This window comes from Flavobacterium akiainvivens, from assembly GCF_001278115.1.
GTDB lineage: Bacteria > Bacteroidota > Bacteroidia > Flavobacteriales > Flavobacteriaceae > Flavobacterium > Flavobacterium akiainvivens.
This window is the reverse complement of the sequence record NZ_LIYD01000005.1, coordinates 637,822-654,642: the sequence shown is the minus strand read 5'-3', so window position 1 is coordinate 654,642 and position 16,821 is coordinate 637,822. Positions and strand designations below refer to the sequence as shown.

At 41.8% G+C, this 16,821-nt stretch carries 20 protein-coding genes; 10 read left to right on the top strand and 10 right to left on the bottom strand.

Annotated features, from left to right (window positions below):
- The first annotated feature begins 37 nt into the window (after positions 1 to 37).
- Positions 38 to 1,255 carry a sterol desaturase family protein gene (locus AM279_RS02940; RefSeq protein ID WP_054406170.1) on the top strand — a complete coding sequence of 406 codons (1,218 nt, stop codon included), beginning with the start codon at positions 38 to 40 and terminating at the stop codon, positions 1,253 to 1,255.
- A gap of 52 nt (positions 1,256 to 1,307) precedes the next feature.
- Here AM279_RS02940 and AM279_RS02935 read toward each other — a convergent pair whose 3' ends face one another.
- Together AM279_RS02935 and AM279_RS02930 are read right to left on the bottom strand one after the other, a co-directional pair.
- Positions 1,308 to 1,922 (bottom strand): porin family protein, encoded by a 615-nt coding sequence (locus tag AM279_RS02935; RefSeq protein ID WP_054406169.1) that lies wholly within the window; start codon positions 1,920 to 1,922, stop codon positions 1,308 to 1,310.
- 106 nt (positions 1,923 to 2,028) lie between these two features.
- Positions 2,029 to 2,646, bottom strand: a complete 618-nt coding sequence (locus AM279_RS02930) for a porin family protein (protein WP_054406168.1) — start codon at positions 2,644 to 2,646, stop codon at positions 2,029 to 2,031.
- A gap of 145 nt (positions 2,647 to 2,791) precedes the next feature.
- Between AM279_RS02930 and AM279_RS02925 the strand changes: the two genes are divergently transcribed.
- Both AM279_RS02925 and AM279_RS02920 read left to right on the top strand, forming a co-directional pair.
- The gene (locus AM279_RS02925; RefSeq protein WP_054406167.1) at positions 2,792 to 3,148 is read left to right on the top strand and encodes a hypothetical protein; all 357 of its coding nucleotides are present in this window, start codon (positions 2,792 to 2,794) and stop codon (positions 3,146 to 3,148) included.
- Between the two features lie 2 nt (positions 3,149 to 3,150).
- The gene (locus tag AM279_RS02920) at positions 3,151 to 3,633 is read left to right on the top strand and encodes a hypothetical protein (RefSeq protein WP_143090376.1); all 483 of its coding nucleotides are present in this window, start codon (positions 3,151 to 3,153) and stop codon (positions 3,631 to 3,633) included.
- Positions 3,634 to 3,707: 74 nt separating this feature from the next.
- On the opposite strand, the gene AM279_RS02915 is transcribed toward AM279_RS02920, so the two are convergent.
- Complete coding sequence (locus AM279_RS02915) at positions 3,708 to 3,941, bottom strand: hypothetical protein (RefSeq protein ID WP_054406165.1); 234 nt, start codon at positions 3,939 to 3,941, stop codon at positions 3,708 to 3,710.
- Positions 3,942 to 3,950: 9 nt separating this feature from the next.
- Positions 3,951 to 5,093, bottom strand: a complete 1,143-nt coding sequence (locus AM279_RS02910; protein WP_074961549.1) for a THUMP domain-containing class I SAM-dependent RNA methyltransferase — start codon at positions 5,091 to 5,093, stop codon at positions 3,951 to 3,953.
- A 73-nt stretch (positions 5,094 to 5,166) separates the two neighbouring features.
- On the opposite strand from AM279_RS02910, the gene AM279_RS02905 reads away from it, so the two are divergent.
- Genes AM279_RS02905 through AM279_RS02875 form a run of 7 tightly spaced genes read left to right on the top strand, consistent with a single transcriptional unit; the run spans position 5,167 to position 9,592 of the window.
- Positions 5,167 to 5,898 carry a class I SAM-dependent methyltransferase gene (locus AM279_RS02905; protein WP_054406163.1) on the top strand — a complete coding sequence of 244 codons (732 nt, stop codon included), beginning with the start codon at positions 5,167 to 5,169 and terminating at the stop codon, positions 5,896 to 5,898.
- Between the two features lie 4 nt (positions 5,899 to 5,902).
- A complete protein-coding gene (locus tag AM279_RS20860; protein WP_054406162.1) occupies positions 5,903 to 6,796 on the top strand; it encodes a ZIP family metal transporter in 894 nt (297 codons plus the stop codon).
- Between the two features lie 18 nt (positions 6,797 to 6,814).
- Entirely contained in the window at positions 6,815 to 7,630 is an 816-nt protein-coding gene (murQ, locus tag AM279_RS02895; RefSeq protein WP_054406161.1) for an N-acetylmuramic acid 6-phosphate etherase, read from the top strand.
- Entirely contained in the window at positions 7,617 to 7,835 is a 219-nt protein-coding gene (locus AM279_RS02890; RefSeq protein WP_054406160.1) for a DUF6095 family protein, read from the top strand. Before murQ ends, AM279_RS02890 begins: the two co-directional genes overlap by 14 nt.
- A gap of 6 nt (positions 7,836 to 7,841) precedes the next feature.
- Complete coding sequence (locus tag AM279_RS02885; protein WP_054406159.1) at positions 7,842 to 8,429, top strand: DUF1572 family protein; 588 nt, start codon at positions 7,842 to 7,844, stop codon at positions 8,427 to 8,429.
- Positions 8,426 to 8,800: a hypothetical protein gene (locus tag AM279_RS02880; RefSeq protein WP_054406158.1), complete on the top strand. Its 375-nt coding sequence runs from the start codon at positions 8,426 to 8,428 to the stop codon at positions 8,798 to 8,800. Before AM279_RS02885 ends, AM279_RS02880 begins: the two co-directional genes overlap by 4 nt.
- A gap of 12 nt (positions 8,801 to 8,812) precedes the next feature.
- On the top strand, positions 8,813 to 9,592 hold the full coding sequence (locus AM279_RS02875; RefSeq protein WP_054406157.1) for a TerC family protein: 780 nt from the start codon (positions 8,813 to 8,815) through the stop codon (positions 9,590 to 9,592).
- A 28-nt stretch (positions 9,593 to 9,620) separates the two neighbouring features.
- Here AM279_RS02875 and AM279_RS02870 read toward each other — a convergent pair whose 3' ends face one another.
- From AM279_RS02870 to AM279_RS02845, 6 genes are all read right to left on the bottom strand, one after another.
- A complete protein-coding gene (locus tag AM279_RS02870) occupies positions 9,621 to 12,257 on the bottom strand; it encodes a DNA gyrase/topoisomerase IV subunit A (RefSeq protein ID WP_054406156.1) in 2,637 nt (878 codons plus the stop codon).
- A gap of 86 nt (positions 12,258 to 12,343) precedes the next feature.
- Positions 12,344 to 14,194, bottom strand: coding sequence for a DNA topoisomerase IV subunit B (locus AM279_RS02865; RefSeq protein ID WP_054406155.1), 1,851 nt, complete (start codon positions 14,192 to 14,194; stop codon positions 12,344 to 12,346).
- A 114-nt stretch (positions 14,195 to 14,308) separates the two neighbouring features.
- Positions 14,309 to 15,274, bottom strand: coding sequence for a transglutaminase domain-containing protein (locus tag AM279_RS02860; protein ID WP_054406154.1), 966 nt, complete (start codon positions 15,272 to 15,274; stop codon positions 14,309 to 14,311).
- A 90-nt stretch (positions 15,275 to 15,364) separates the two neighbouring features.
- Complete coding sequence (locus AM279_RS02855) at positions 15,365 to 16,045, bottom strand: TIGR02117 family protein (RefSeq protein ID WP_054406153.1); 681 nt, start codon at positions 16,043 to 16,045, stop codon at positions 15,365 to 15,367.
- Positions 16,029 to 16,571, bottom strand: coding sequence for an NADPH-dependent FMN reductase (locus tag AM279_RS02850; RefSeq protein WP_054406152.1), 543 nt, complete (start codon positions 16,569 to 16,571; stop codon positions 16,029 to 16,031). Before AM279_RS02850 ends, AM279_RS02855 begins: the two co-directional genes overlap by 17 nt.
- Positions 16,572 to 16,607: 36 nt before the next feature.
- Positions 16,608 to 16,817 (bottom strand): hypothetical protein, encoded by a 210-nt coding sequence (locus tag AM279_RS02845; protein WP_054406151.1) that lies wholly within the window; start codon positions 16,815 to 16,817, stop codon positions 16,608 to 16,610.
- Between the last annotated feature and the right edge of the window lie 4 nt (positions 16,818 to 16,821).

The window sequence follows — 16,821 nt, the reverse complement described above, 5'->3', positions numbered from 1 at the left end:
GAGTATTTATATTTTTGTCCGTAGCTAATTCATCGTTATGGAAAAACTAAACTATCTCGCCTTTGCCATGCCCGCATTCTTTTTGTTTGTATGGCTGGAATATAAAGCCGCACAGCGTAAAAAAAGGCCTGAGCTCTTTAAATACGAAAGCTCTGTTTCTAACATAAGCATTGGCATTGCAGAGCGTTTACTCAACCTGTTTGTAGCTGCCAGCTTCTACCAGCTATACTATTATGTATATGATAATTACGCCATTTGGGATATCCCCGCAAACTGGATGGTATGGATAGCACTTATCCTTGCAACCGATTTTGTATGGTACTGGTACCACCGCCTGGGCCATGAGGTAAATATTTTCTGGGCGGCACACATAGTACACCACCATAGCGAGGAGTTTAATTTTACAGCAGCTGCGCGCATAACCACTATACAGGCTGTTATACGTACAGCTTTTTGGTGCCTGCTGCCACTGGCAGGCTTCCACCCCACTATGGTTATTACCATGCTGTTGGTGCACGGAGCCTATTCATTCTTTACACATACACAGGTTGTAGGGCGCATAAAGTGGCTGGAGTATGTATTCATAACACCATCGTTACACGGGGTACACCACGCCAGCGATGAGAAATACCTTGATAAAAATTACGGTGATATGTTTGTGTTTTGGGATAAGCTGTTCGGCACATACCAGGCTGAGGAAGAAGCCCCTAAGTATGGGCTGACCCACCCGCTTAAAAGCTACAGCTTTTTGTGGCAGCATTTTCATTACTACTTTGAAATAGCCGAAAGCTACCGGCGTGCCAACGGCTTTAAAGCCAAATGGAAAGCCGTTTTTGGCAGCCCTGCGCACATGGACCAGGACATACGCCCGGAGCTTGAAAAGAAATTTTTGCAATGCCGAAGCCTCCAACTAAGGCAGCTGCGTTTTAAGGGTTACCTTGCTTTGCAAATAGCCCTGTGCACCCTGATGCTCATGTGGTTTACTTTTTTCTTTGCCTATCAGGATATTGCTGATAAAGTATTTACCTTAACCTTTATATTGCTCACGCTGGTAAACTGTGGTGCCCTTTTAGAACAGCGCCGCTGGATTTACTACCTTGAATATGCACGATTACTACTGCTAAGCTCCTACCTGCTATATAATAACGATATGGTTGAATACATTTTTATTCCAGTGGCACTACTGTTTGTTGCCGAGAAATATTTCTCTCTGGGTCAACGTTACCAGGGGTATATACTCCAAACACGGTCATAAAAAAAGAGGCCTAAGCCTCTAAGTAATTCTCTTTTTCAAATATTATTTACGGTTACTTCAGCAGAAAATTAAACCCAACATTAAATGAATGACGGTAGTTGCTCAGGTCCTGGCTATAGTCATTAACCAGTACATCTGTAACTCCTGCCTGCATATCATACTCAAGGCTTAACCTTACATAATTACTAACCGGTATTTTTACACCAAAGCCAACTGCAAGCCCAAAATCTGTCTCCTCAAAATTGTGTTTAATGTCATTATTAAAGCGTGTATCTTCAGCATCCATTAAAAAACCTATGTATGGCCCAAAGTTCATGTACCAATTATATTTATTGCCAAAATGCCAGCTGGCCATTACCGGTACTGTTATATAGGTTAAATTAATGTTGGTATCATAATAATCGCCGTCAATATCAATAATATCATTGTTCCAGCCTTTTTTATCATAAATCCCTTTTACTTTAAGGCTCCATTCCTGCGAAAAATAAAAATCAAGCGATGCCCCAAAGTTGTAACCGCTACGGTATTCTAAATATTGATCGTAAGTATCTACATAAGATGCGTTATAGCCGGTATTAAGGCCAAATTCTATGTTGCCCCTGCCCTGTGCACTTGCCGCTGCCGAGAACAGTAATGTAACCAGCAACACTTGTATTGTTTTTTTCATAGTTAATGAGTTTTTTTGGTAATAAACATATATCTAAAATAATGCCATTTTTCTATAAATGAAAAAGGGAAGCTAATGCCTCCCTCATAAACAATAGTTGGTTTTGCTATTTCAGCAGGAAATTTAGGCCTACGTTAAGCGAGTTTCTTGATGTATATACATTACCTGTATAATTGTCTTTAAAAGCATCTGAAAAACCAGACTGGCCTTCATATTCAAAGAAAATCTTTATTTTATCGCTAACCGGTATTTTTACACCTATGCCAAATGCAAGGCCAATATCGGTACTGTTAAGGGCATTTTTTACATCTGTATCAAACCTTGTATCTTTTGCAGAAAGAAGAAAACCGGCATACGGGCCAAAGTTAAGGTACCAGTTTCTTTTACTACCAAAATGCCAGTTGGCCATTACGGGCACCGTTAAATAATCAACATTATAATCAGTAGGATAATCATTTCCGTCTACCGTTACATAATCGCCATCCCACCCCTTACGGTCATAAGTAGGCTTAACTTTTATACTCCAGCGGTCTGAAAAATAAAAATCAAGAGATGCAGCAACGTTAAAACCGGTACTGGTATCTGCGCTACCCCAGTATTCGCCGCTTGAAATTGTGCTGAAGTTTACCCCCGTGTTAACTCCAAATTCAATGTTACCCTTAGATTGGGCATTTGCACCAAGTGCAAAAAGAAAGGCAGTAGCCGCTAAAGCAATTTTTTTCATGATTAGGTGATTTTGATGACAAACATAGTAAAATATAAGCAATCAAAATTTTTGTTATGAAATTAATCTTTAATCATGCCCCACATCAAAAAAAACAGAAGCCCAAAAACTCCTGTTTTTTTATTATTTTTGATTTTTAACCATTATGCAATACCTACCCTACATTATTTTACTGGTGCTATTTGCACTGCCACTACTGCTATTCCTTAAAAAACAGGACGCTTTTAAGGCATTTGCCTATCCAAAATTTGTATGGGCATTAAACAGGGCAGCACTTATATACCTGATATTTTCTTTAGGTTTTGCATTTTTATTTGCCTGGCTTGAAAGCACTTACACACTAAGCAGCGGCGGCACCACAACGGTAGACATAGTAGCCGAAGTGGCTATGGGATTCATGATGATTACGGTTGGTTTAATTGCACCATTAATTTTAATATTAAACATTATAAAATGGGCCACTAAAAAGAAGCCCACCGCACCAACTGATACAAACCAATAGTCATGAAAATCCTCCTCCTCGCCCTTTTCTTTACCATTTTTTGTAATGCACAGGACACTATACAATATACTTGTAGTGTTAATGTTGGTAAATCGTATATGCTTTTATATGAGTCTATTCAATTGCATCCCGGTAATTTTGTAAAATGGACCAGTGAATACGACTTATCATGGTCAGAATATGGAAGGTACACCATTTCTGGCGATACACTCCGGCTTGATTTGTATGATGAAATAAGCATGGATCAAAACAGCACCAGCCGGAGTTTTAAGGTAGCCGATTCACTGGCTGCAGCAAATGTCAAACCTTATAACGTTAAATATTATCTGATTTCTGGAGATAATCTGCAATTCCTTACCCTTAAAAACAAAAAGCTAAAACCTGTTAAACGTATTTACGACAGCTCCCTACCCAAACCGCTTGGGTGGCTTTTTGGCAATGGGCGCAAATACATTTACCACAAAACAGGGCTGCTGAAAAAATAATTTACCAATTCATCAATTTTTTAATGTAGCAATTAAAAACCATTGTTACATTAAAAAATTGGTAAATTAGATAATTACTTAACCTCTTTAACTCCTTTTATGAACAACCAACGCATAAATATTTTTTCTTCACCCATATATTTTACCGCTTGGAATTTAGGCGATATGATAGTAGTTACCACAAACGAAGTAACCGGAACCCACAAACCTATAAGCCCTGTAAATTCAAGAATAACGTAATATAAAATCAGGAAAACGGGCGCAAAACCCAAAAAATTATATAGTAGTGCTTTATATGATTTTTTCATGTGTAAAATTTAATCTTGCTGAAATTTAGCTTTTTTGCTGCCTTCATACATTTCATATTTAACCAGCCTTGCCTCAAGCTTGCCGTTAAACAGTTTTATTTTTCGAGAGGGTTTTAGCCCTACAAACTTAAGTGCCTCAAGGTTAGCTGTTATAAACCATGCATTGGTGTTTTGATAACCCTGCTTTAGGGTATCGCCTATTTCGCGGTAAAAACGCTCCAGGTCTATATCAAGCCTTTCTCCATAGGGTGGGTTAAACACCATGTGTAATGGGCCTTGTGTTTCTTTATTGGTATCAAAAAAGTTTTCCTGGCTTATAGTTACATACTCCTCCAGGTTGGCATTGCGAATATTATCCTTAGCTTTCAGTACAGCACTTGGTGCTTTATCATAACCTTTTATGGTATAATGAAACTCGCGGGTTTTGTTCATAAGCGAATCAATAACCTTATCAAACAGGTCGTTATCCCAGTCGTTCCATTTCTCAAAAGCAAATTCCTTACGGTTTATGTTGGCCGGAATGTTGCAGGCAATCATAGCTGCTTCGGCAAGAATAGTTCCGCTACCGCACATAGGGTCAAGAAAATGTGTACTGCCATCCCAACCGCTAAGCAGCAGCATACCGGCAGCAAGCACCTCGTTAATAGGCGCAATGTTAGTAGCCGAACGGTAACCCCTGTGGTGCAATGAGTTTCCGCTGGTATCAAGCGCTACAGAGCATTGTTCGTCGTGTATGTGTATGTTTATCCTAAGGTCAGGATAATCTTTATCAATATCCGGGCGCTTGCCGTATTTGTCTCTAAACTGGTCTACAATGGCATCTTTGGTTTTTAGCGCCACAAACTGAGAGTGGTTAAAGTGTTCCGACTTCAGCGTAACATCTACCACAAACGTTTGGTTTACGTTAAGGTACTGTTCCCAGTTAATAGACTGTATGCCGGTGTACAAAGCCCTGTCGTTATAAGCCCTGAAATTATGTATGGGTTTCAGTATCTTTAAAGCAGTGCGCAGGCCCAGGTTTGCTTTATACATAAAGCCCTTATCGCCCACAAAACTAACCATACGCACACCCTGCTCTACCTTTTGGGCGCCCATTTGCTGCAATTCTTTTGCAAGTATCTCTTCAAAGCCAAAAAAGGTTTTGGCTATCATTTTAAAATTCTCCATCAATCGGTTTCCTTTTCACGGCAAAAATAAGCTAAATTTGCGGGTACATTTTATCAATATGCAAAAAGAAACAAACAACTGGTATGCTTCGTGGTTTGATACCCCTTATTACCACATTCTTTACAAAGACCGTGACTATGAAGAAGCACAGCTGTTTATGGACAATCTTACGGCTTATTTAAACCTGCCCGAAGACGCTAAAATACTTGACCTTGCCTGTGGTAAAGGCCGACATTCCATCTACTTAAACAAGCTTGGTTATGATGTTACCGGAGCCGATTTAAGCACGCACAGCATTGCCGAGGCCTCTAAACACAGCAATGACACACTGCACTTTATGGTGCACGATATGCGTGAGCCCTTCCCTACAAAATATGATGCTATTTTTAACCTGTTTACCAGTTTTGGCTATTTTGAGCATGATGAAGACAACCTCATGACATTACAATCGATATGCAAAAGCCTTACCGAATATGGTTTTGGAGTTATTGATTTTATGAATGTTGAGTATGTAACAAAACATCTTGTTCCGGCTGAGACCAAAACGGTTGAGGGTATAGAATTCCACATAAGGCGCTACGTGCAGGACGGTTATATTTTCAAAGAAATAGATTTTGAAGATAAAGGCGAAAGCTACCATTACACCGAGCGCGTTAAAGCCCTTACCCTACAGGATTTTGAACAGCTTATGGAAGAAGCCGGCATATACCTTTTAGATACCTTTGGCGATTATAAACTGCGCAAGTTCTACAAAAACGAATCAGAACGCCTTATAATGATTTTCAAATAAAACAATGATATACTTAGTTCCCCTGCTATCGGTATTGCTGGGTTATGCCGTGGCATTAATCCTTAAACCAAGCAACAAAAAAAGCCTTAAACTATTACTTGCGTTTAGCGGCGCCTTTTTACTGTCTCTTACGGTTTTACACTTATTGCCAGAAGTGTATGAAAGCAGCAATCACAGTACCGAAACACATACAGAAGAAGTTCATAATCATGAAGTACACAACCATGATGAACACACTGCCGAAATACATGATCATGATGAACACAATCACGATCATGAAGCAGATGAAACTCATAATCATGAGGCCCATGAAGGGCATGACCACAGCACACATAACCATGATGCACACATAGAAAATGACGGCCACGGGCACGACCATAAACATGCCAATAACCCTATTGGTTTATATATCATGGCGGGTATTGTGTTCCAGATAATCCTTGAATACTTTAGTAAAGGTGCAGAGCACGGCCATGTACACGGTGGCCACGACCACGATCATGCTTCTATGCCTTGGTTATTGTTTATAAGTCTTTGCATACATGCACTGTTAGAAGGCATGCCGGTACACCACCATAATGAGCTGGCCTGGGGCATTGCCATACACCACTTCCCTATTGCCATAATACTCACTGCATTTTTTATAAATTCAGGGCTTAATAAATGGGCCGTGCTGCTATTTATGGTAGCATTTTCTGCTATGACACCGCTTGGTACGTTTGCTTCCGGCCAACTGGAGTTTTTAGCCGATTATTTTACCGAGATTTCAGCAGTTGTGGTTGGTATTTTATTTCACATATCATCTACCATTATATTTGAAAGCGGTGAAAACCATAGGTTTAACCTGGCTAAGCTACTTGCTATTATATTGGGCGCCATTATGGCTTATTTTCTGTAATTTTATAAAAAACTACACATGGCTTTTACACGTATAACCGAGCAATCATCTAAATACGAGCATCTTGAAAAAATGCCCGTAAACGAGTTGCTGGCCAACATAAATAACGAAGACAAAACCGTTCCGCTTGCGGTAGAAAAAGCGCTTCCGCAGATAGAAGCCCTGGTAAACAAGGTGGTGGAATGCCTTAAAAAAGGCGGCAGGCTTTTTTACATAGGCGCAGGTACAAGTGGCCGTCTGGGTATTGTAGATGCGAGTGAATGCCCGCCTACTTTCGGCGTTCCGTTTGATTTGGTTATAGGCCTTATTGCCGGTGGCGATACTGCTATTCGCCGTGCTGTAGAATTTGCCGAAGACAACCGTGAACAGGCCTGGAAAGACCTGTCTGAATGCAATATAAATAGTAATGATGTTGTAGTGGGTATTGCCGCATCGGGCACAACGCCTTATGTTATTGGCGGGCTCGAAACGTGTAACGCAAACGGCATTGCCACAGGCTGCATTACCTGCAACCAGGGCAGCCCGCTGGCACAAACGGCACAATTCCCCATAGAAGTGGTGGTAGGCCCTGAGTTTGTTACCGGAAGCAGCCGTATGAAAGCCGGTACTGCGCAGAAACTGGTGCTGAACATGATTAGCACCGCAACCATGATTCAGCTGGGGCGTGTAAAAGGCAACAAAATGGTAGACATGCAGCTTAGCAACCACAAACTGGTGGGGCGTGGTGTGCAAATGATTATAGACGAACTGGGAATACCTGAGGCCGAAGCTGCCGCCCTGCTTGATGAACATAAAAACGTGCGCAAAGCCATAGAAGCCTATGCCAACCGATAAGAAAATACTAATGCGTGGGCTAAGACGCCTTGGCGGTGCACTCCCGCTGTTTTTTATAGGGCCCATTGTAATACACAGCTCTTTTAAAAACCAGGAACACCCTCTTTATATACCCATTTTAGGGTTAGGTATTATATTATGCATCTACGCCATAATACTTATGGCTGTAGGGTTACGTACAATTATGAAAAGCATGATAGATTAATATTTTATGGAAACAGCTGTAGCCTACATAGAAAGCGTTAAGAAACAGTTTCTGTATTATAAAACACTGGGCGAAAAAGCCATGGCACAGTTACAGCCTGAACAATTATTTTTTTCGCCAAATGAAGATACCAACAGCATTGCCATTATTGTAAAACACCTGCACGGCAATATGCTGAGCCGGTGGACAGACTTCCTTACATCTGATGGTGAAAAAGAATGGCGTAACCGCGATGATGAGTTTGAAAACCCATTTACTGATGCCGAAACCCTGATGCAAAAATGGAATGAAGGCTGGGATTGTCTGCTCAATGCGCTTGAAACTGTTACACCTGATAACCTTGACAGCATTATTTATATCAGGAACGAAGGTCATACCGTTACAGAAGCCATTAACCGGCAGTTGGCACATTATCCTTACCACATAGGCCAGATTGTATTTTTTGCCAAACAGCTTAAACAAGAAGCCTGGAACAGCCTTTCAATATCTAAAAATAATTCGGCACAATATAACAACCAGAAATTTGCCGAGGAAAAAGGCACACGAAACTTTATTGACAGCGAGCTCAACCGGCTTAACAATACAACCAAATGAAACGACTAATTTACCTGTTACCTCTTTTTGTAATTGTAACATCATGCTATGAAGCAGAACGCAATTGTGCCGATTTTAAAACCGGAAAGTTTAAGTATGAACTTACGCTTAATGGCAAGACACAAACAACTATAGTAGAACGTAATGACAGTATTCAGGTAGAAACATTTGAAGGTAAAACTGATACTGCAAGTGTGCGCTGGGTAAACGACTGCGAATTTGTAATGCAAAACCTGCACCCTAAAAGCCGTGAAGAAAAAAAAGGTATAAGCATACGCATACTTACCACTAAGGGCAATACAGCAACCGTTGAGTTTTCGCTTGTAGGCGAGGCCGAAAAGCAAAAGGTAACCGTAACCAAAATAGACTAACATCCCTGTAAAATGTTTGATTTTCTTGCTAACCCCGATGTATGGATTGCCCTTGTAACCCTTACTTTTCTTGAAATTGTACTGGGCATAGACAACATTATATTTATCTCTATAGTAACCGGTAAACTGCCACCGGAAGACCGTAAAAAAGCAACCCGTACCGGGCTTTTTATGGCTATGTTTTTACGTATAGGGCTATTATCCGGCATTACCTACTTAACACGTATGACAAAGCCGTTATTTGGTTTTGACTGGGGTTGGTTCAGCGCCCATTTTACAGGCCAGGCACTTATACTGCTTGCCGGTGGATTATTCCTTATTTACAAGAGTACCAAAGAAATACATGAAAAAGTAGATACAAAAGGTGAACACGAACAGGAATTAAACTTCAAGGCAAAAAAATCTATGGCCAGCACTATAGGCCAGATACTTGTAATAGACCTTATTTTTTCGATAGATTCTATACTTACAGCCGTAGGTATGACCAGCGGGCTTGAAGGAGCACTGTATGTTATGATTGCCGCTGTGGTAATATCTGTAGGTATTATGATGCTTTTTGCCGTGCCCGTTGGCAATTTTGTAAATGCCAACCCATCAATTCAAATCCTGGGACTGGCATTTCTTATCCTTATCGGCTTTATGCTTATAACCGAAAGTATGCACCTAAGCGGTGCTCAGCTTGCAGGCCAGCACGTGGGCGAAGTGCCCAAAGGCTACCTGTACTTTGCTATTGCCTTTTCACTGGCTGTAGAATTCCTCAACATGAAAATGCGGAAAAACAAACCTGAATAAAAAAACGGCAGCTGCAAGCTGCCGTTTTTTATTCTAAACTCAGGGTTATCTGCCCATCATCATCAAGTGTTATAATAGTATCATCATTAGTAATATCAACCCCGTCTTTAGGTTCTTCGGGAATTTCTTCCACAGGCTCTTCATAAGGCAACGATTCTAAAAGGCTTATCTGTTTTACCTTATCAGCCGTAAGCTGGTTGCCCAGCGCCTTAATACCTTTAACAGCTATAAAGCTTTCCAGGTCTACCGTAATGGTTTCTTTCTGAACACCTTTTACTTTGGCAAAAATAACTTCAGCTACCGGCCTGTAATCAGTACTCACAATTTCAAGCTGTGATTTTTCGTGGTCGGTTATAAAGGTTTCTTCCTTATTTTCGCTTTCAACAACAAAACGTTTTATAAAGTAACGCTCCTTTTCGCCATCATAATAAATAGCCGAAATAGGCTTTGTAGGCTTCCACTTCTCCAGTACAATCATACCTTCATCAAAGTGTGTTGTAAGTTCCGGCACTATGGTTTTAACCCTGCCATTCTGGTTAATGATAAGCAGCCTGTCATTCGGACGGAATTCACCCAGCAACTCTCCCCTGCCATCTACATTAAGCCTGTGCACAGTATCGTCAAACCAAATGCGGCGCGGCTTAAGGGTAGATATGCCTTTTTCCTTAAGGTCAATTTTTTTGATAGGATATTTAGAAACCGTATTGCCACGCGAAGCCCTGCCCTTAATAGCAATATTGGCAAAATCCATATCAAATTTAAGCTTTTTAACGCTGCCCACCTGGCGTAGTAATATGGTTACCACCTCTGCCTCACCATTAGGGTTGGCGCTAAAATACAGCACCATAGAATCTTTGGTACCGGCTGTAAGGTCATACGGTTTATCGCGGGTTACACCACTTACATTAAATCGTTTTACATAACTTGGCCCGCTCTTACCATCGCGGTAAATCATATTATAAATGGTGCGTTTATCATTTCTGTCAAACACCGCCACGTGAATAATATCCTTGCCTACAAAAGTCTTTACATCTACTTTGGTAATAATCATGCTGCCATCACGAAGAAAGACAATAACATCGTCAATATCGCTACAATCAGCTACGTACTCATCCTTTTTAAGGCCGGTACCCACAAAGCCTTCCTCACGGTTTACATATAACTTGGTGTTACGCAATACTACCTTAGTAGCTTCAATATTATCAAAGCTACGGAGCTCGGTCTTGCGCTCTCGGCCTTTGCCATAACGTTCTTTAAGCCCGGTAAAGAAGCTAACTGCAAAATCTATAATATGCTCCAGGTTGTATTTTACCTGTTCGATTTCTCCTTCAAGGGCTTCTATTTTTTCCTGGGCTTTATCAATATCAAATTTAGAGATACGCTTAATACGTATTTCTGTAAGCCGCACAATGTCTTCTTCAGTTACTGCCCGTTTCAGGTGCGTGGTAAATGGCTTAAGGCCCTCATCAATAGCTTTAATTACGCCTTCCCAGGTTTCCTCCTCTTCAATAAGGCGATAAATCCTGTTTTCAATAAAAATGCGTTCCAGCGACTGGAAGTGCCAGCTTTCTTCAAGCTCGCCCAGCTCAATTTCCAGCTCGCGTTTTAGCAGGTCTACAGTGCGGTGGGTTGAAATACGTAGCATTTCGCTTACACCCACAAAGTACGGTTTATGTGCCTCAATAACACAGCCCAGTGGCGCTACCGAAGTTTCACAGGCCGTAAAAGCAAACAGCGCATCAATAGTTTTATCGGGCGAAACACCCGGCGGCAGGTGTATCAAAATTTCTACATCTGCGGCAGTATTATCTTCAATTTTCCTGATTTTTATCTTGCCTTTTTCATTGGCTTTCAGAATACTGTCTATTAAAGTACCGGTATTAGTACTAAAGGGTATTTGTGTGATAACCAGCGTACTTTTATCAAGTTGCGAAATCTTTGCGCGCACGCGCACACGCCCGCCACGCATACCGTCATTATAATTAGAGATATCAGCAATACCCGCCGTAGGGAAATCAGGGTACAGCGTAAATGGCTTGCCTTTCAGTATTTTTACGGAAGCGTCAATCAGCTCGTTAAAGTTATGCGGAAGTACCTTTGTAGAAAGGCCTACCGCAATACCTTCGGCACCCTGCGCCAATAGCAGCGGGAATTTTACAGGCAGGTTTACCGGTTCATTCTTACGCCCGTCGTATGACGATTGCCATGTGGTAATTTTGGGGCTATACAGCACCTCAAGCGCAAACTTACTAAGGCGCGCCTCTATATATCGGCTTGCCGCAGCACCATCGCCCGTAAGGATGTTACCCCAGTTACCCTGTGTGTCAATCAGCAAATCCTTTTGGCCTATTTGCACCATAGCATCGCCAATGGAAGCATCTCCATGCGGGTGGTACTGCATGGTGTGCCCCACCACGTTAGCCACCTTGTTGTAACGGCCGTCGTCAAGCTCTTTAAGCGAGTGCATAATGCGGCGTTGCACGGGTTTAAAACCGTCTTCAATGGCGGGTACTGCTCGCTCCAGGATTACGTATGACGCATAATCCAGAAACCAGTCTTTATACATGCCCGTTACCTTGGTAATGGTTTCGCCTGATTCCGGATTATCCGGCTTGTCATAAAAATGTTCCCCCTCAAAGGAGTTTATATTTTCTTCTTCGCTCATTTATAAAAAATGATATTTAAAAGATTGTTTTTTTATCGCTGAAAGACAAGCAAAAACTGTCTTAAGCTGCCAACTGACAACTAAAACTACTCCACTACGTCAAGCTCTACCTTAAGGTTATTAATAATAAAGTCCTGCCTGTCCGGTGTATTCTTGCCCATATAAAACTCCAGCAGGTTTTGTATGGAAGTTGTAGTATCCATCAGTACCGGGTCGAGCCTTATATCCTGGCCTATAAAATGCTTAAACTCATCAGGGCTAATTTCGCCAAGCCCTTTAAATCGTGTAATTTCGGGTTTGCCTTTTAGCTTTTCTATTGCTGCACGGCGCTCTTCGTCGCTATAACAGTAAATGGTTTCTTTCTTATTACGCACACGGAACAGCGGGGTTTGCAAAATATACAAATGGTTCTCTTTAATAAGCTCAGGAAAGAACTGCAAAAAGAACGTAATGAGCAGCAGGCGTATGTGCATACCGTCTACGTCAGCATCAGTAGCAATTACAATATTATTGTAGCGCAGGTTTTCCATATCCTCCTCAATATCAAGGGCGGCCTGCAACAGGTTAAACTCCTCGTTTTCATACACAATCTTCTTGGTCATGCCGTATGAGTTAAGCGGCTTACCGCGAAGGCTGAATACCGCCTGGGTGTTTACATCCCTTGATTTTGTTATAGACCCTGAGGCCGAGTCGCCCTCCGTTATAAACAGGGTACTCTCAAGGCTGCGGGGGTTTTTGGCATCGGGAAGGTGCACACGGCAGTCGCGCAGCTTTTTGTTGTGCAGGCTGGCTTTCTTGGCCCTGTCGCGCGCCAGCTTGCGTATGCCGCTCAGTTCTTTGCGCTCGCGTTCTGCCTGTAGTATTTTTTTAAGCAGCGCATCGGCCGTTTCGGGGTTGCGGTGCAAAAAGTTGTCGAGCTTGGTTTTTATAAAATCGTTTACAAAAGTACGTACACTGGGTGCGTCAGGCCCCATTTCGGTAGAACCCAGCTTGGTTTTGGTTTGAGATTCAAACACAGGCTCCTCTACCTTAACGCTTATGGCGCTTACGATTGACTTACGGATGTCTGAAGCCTCAAAGTTCTTATTATAAAATTCTTTAATAGTGCGCACTATAGCCTCACGGAACGCTCCAAGGTGGGTACCGCCCTGTGTGGTGTTTTGCCCGTTTACAAACGAATAATATTCTTCGCTGTACTGGGTTTTACTGTGCGTCATGGCTATTTCTATGTCATCATCCTTAAGGTGGATAATGTCATAAATACGGTCTTCTGCGGCAATGGTTTCGCCTAAAAGGTCTTTAAGGCCATCTTCGCTGTAGTATTTTTCGCCGTTAAAAATTATTGTCAGCCCGGTATTGAGGTAACAATAATTTTTGAGCATCTTAACAATGTACTCGTTACGGTATTTGTAGTTTTTAAAGATAGTATCGTCTGCTGTAAAGGTAACCTTAGTACCTTTGCGGCGTGTAGTTTCTACCACGTCTTCTTCAACGGTAATTTCGCCTGCCGAGAATTCCGCAGCCTTTAGCTGATTATCGCGAACTGACTCTACCCTGAAGTAATTACTAAGGGCATTTACTGCTTTTGTCCCCACACCGTTCAAACCAACCGATTTTTTAAACGCCTTGGAATCGTACTTACCGCCGGTATTCATTTTGCTTACAACGTCTACCACCTTGCCAAGCGGAATGCCACGGCCATAATCGCGCACGGTAACGGTTTTGTCTTTTACTGTAACCTCAATGGTTTTACCCGTGCCCATAACAAACTCGTCTATAGAGTTATCAATAACCTCTTTTACAAGGATATAGATACCGTCATCGGGTGATGAACCATCTCCCAGCTTGCCGATATACATACCGGGGCGCATGCGGATATGCTCTTTCCAGTCGAGTGAACGTATATTATCTTCGGTGTACTGATTTTGCTCGGCCATCTAAAATTTGGGATTTTCCGCTAATATAGCGCAAAACCTCAAAAAATGAAAGCCGTAATGCAGATTTTTTTTAACATCCTTTGCAATACGGCTTATAACCTTAAGAAAATAGTCTTATTTATTTATCCGGTATGCCGCCACTGATTTCTGGTTGACATAAATAGTAAGCGTACCCGCTGATTTAGCCGTTAACGGCACCTGAAATGTTTTTGCATCACCGTTAGCCGTAAGGGTTACAGGCATGTATTTGCGCTCCTGGCTAAAGGCATAATGCACTTTATCATCAGGTTTAAGATTTTTTACCGCAAACCCAATTATACCGCCGGGCCTGTTGGTAAACGTACCTCCTGTTGGGGCGGTAAACTCATAGCCTTCGCTAAGGGCGTTACCATAAATAAGCGGCAGGTTGGCAAAGTCGGCTTCAGTCTTATTGGTCAGCAACCATTTTTTATCATCGGGAAAATGGTTAAGGAAAAACGTATCGGGTTCGGCAAAAAAATAAGCATCGTTAAACTTAAAGGCAAACGCAGGTTTCTCACCGGTTACAACGCCGGCGCCCCAGGTAGCATCGAGCAGTTTCCACTGGCCGTTAATTTTTACGGCATTCCAGGCGTGGTCGCTGGCGCCGGGTGCTTTGCCTATATGCATAGGGTGCGATTTGCTCGTACCGGTAACCATAGCCGCTTCAAGACCGGCCTTTTGGGCTACCACCTCATACAGCGTGGCATAGCCCTGGCATACGCCTTTTTTAGATTTTAATGTTTTCTGCGAAAGGTCTTCACGAAATTTCTTTTGGAGGTTTAGCTTTTCCTGTTCAGTTTTATAACTGTAGGCTACAGGCTTTTCATTAACCCCATATGCTCCAAGGTCGTACTTTACATTAAGGGCAATCCAGGTAAATATGGCGCGGGCTTTTTCGTCATCACGGGTAAAATCGGTTTTTACTTTTTCGGCAAATTTATCGGTATCAGCAAAAGACGGATAGACTTTTACAGCGGCATCTACTTTGGCAAAGTCCTGGGCATTTACAAAAGTCGTGCTAAATAAAATGATTAGTATCGTATTAAATATTTTCTTCATGGCTTCTAAAATTCAAATATCTTGCCAAAAAAACTGTTGAACTATTGATCTTCTTAACTAAAAAAGCAATCAGGATAGCTTAATAGCTCCTTATTCGTAATGGCAAAAAATCCCACCCTCATATGGCGTCCATAATGCAGCCTTTTGATTGGCCGCCTTTAGGGCACTGTTGGCCCAGGTGTTACAGGTATAAAAAAGGCTATAAGTGCGTTTTGCCTCATAAAAAGCATCATAGCGGCCGTATGACTGGTTTTCTATCCAAATCACATGATTGTCCTGCACATCAAAACTATCCTGTATATATTTAACCAGCAGAGCATAATCCTGACGGGTTATCATCACTTTTTTACAGCTTTCATCTTCGTTAAGCGATTTATAAAATTTGGTATGCATGGCGCTTGTTCCCAGCCAGAATGCCGCCTTAAAAGCTGTGCTTGCCTTAAGGTCGCTCCACTCGGGCGTATTGAGGTAAAAACCCTTATCACCCCAGCCAAATGCCACATAATTCGCAATGGTATCGTTTGCTTTTGTATGGGTAAAGAGTATATCTTTCGTCCAGTCTTTTACATCATTTTTAATAGGCACCACAATATCGGTATGTACGCCGTTACTGTTTATGTAAATCGGAATATCACCACCCTGTGCCGGGTGGCGGTTAACGGTAATATGCGAAAGTATGGCTACCGCCAGCAGATAGGTGCCTATAAAAATAAGTATAGCTAATACAAAACGTTTTGTAAAGCGAAGAACCTGCTTAAGCCCTGGGTGCATAGTTAAAATGGGTGATTATATCTTTTAACGCATCATCAAGCTCTTTATTGGATATAACACCGGCTTCTGTATCAAAATTATGGCTGAATGAGGGTAGTGAAAACGTTGCCCTTATATCGCCTCCGTAGTGCTTAAGACTTATTTGTGCAGCTTCAAGGGCATTTAGGCCACCATTACGCCCGGGCGAAGTAGACATCAGCAAGACAGGCTTATTATCAAACACCAGCTTTTTTTGGCGTGAAGCCCAGTCATAAATATTCTTAAAGGCGGCAGTCATACCTGCGTTGTGTTCGGCTACAGAAATAAAAAGTACATCAGCCCACTCTATCTTATCAAGAAACTGGCGCGCTATGGGAGGCTGCCCAATCAGCTTTTCGCGGTCTACACTAAAAAGCGGCAGCTCATAATCGTTAAGGTCAAGTATTTGTGTTTCGGTGGCGGCACTAAAAAGACCGGCTGCATAAGTAACCAGCTTTTTGTTGATGGATTGCGTACTGCTGCTTCCTGCAAAGGCAAGTAATTTCATGTATGTTGGTTTTTTATGCCAATATACAAAAATCCCTTATTTATAGCTAAGCCTAAAACGGTTGTGTATGCGCGACAGCAGCGGCCAGTTAATAATTATTCCGGTTACACACACCATGAGCAGAATGAGCATTATGCCAAAGTAAATTAACCCGTTAAGTGTGGTTACATCAGGGAAATCGGTTACTAAAAAATACAATGTTGCACTAAAAGCAGTAAGCGAAAGGATAAGGCTGAAGGTTTTCATAATC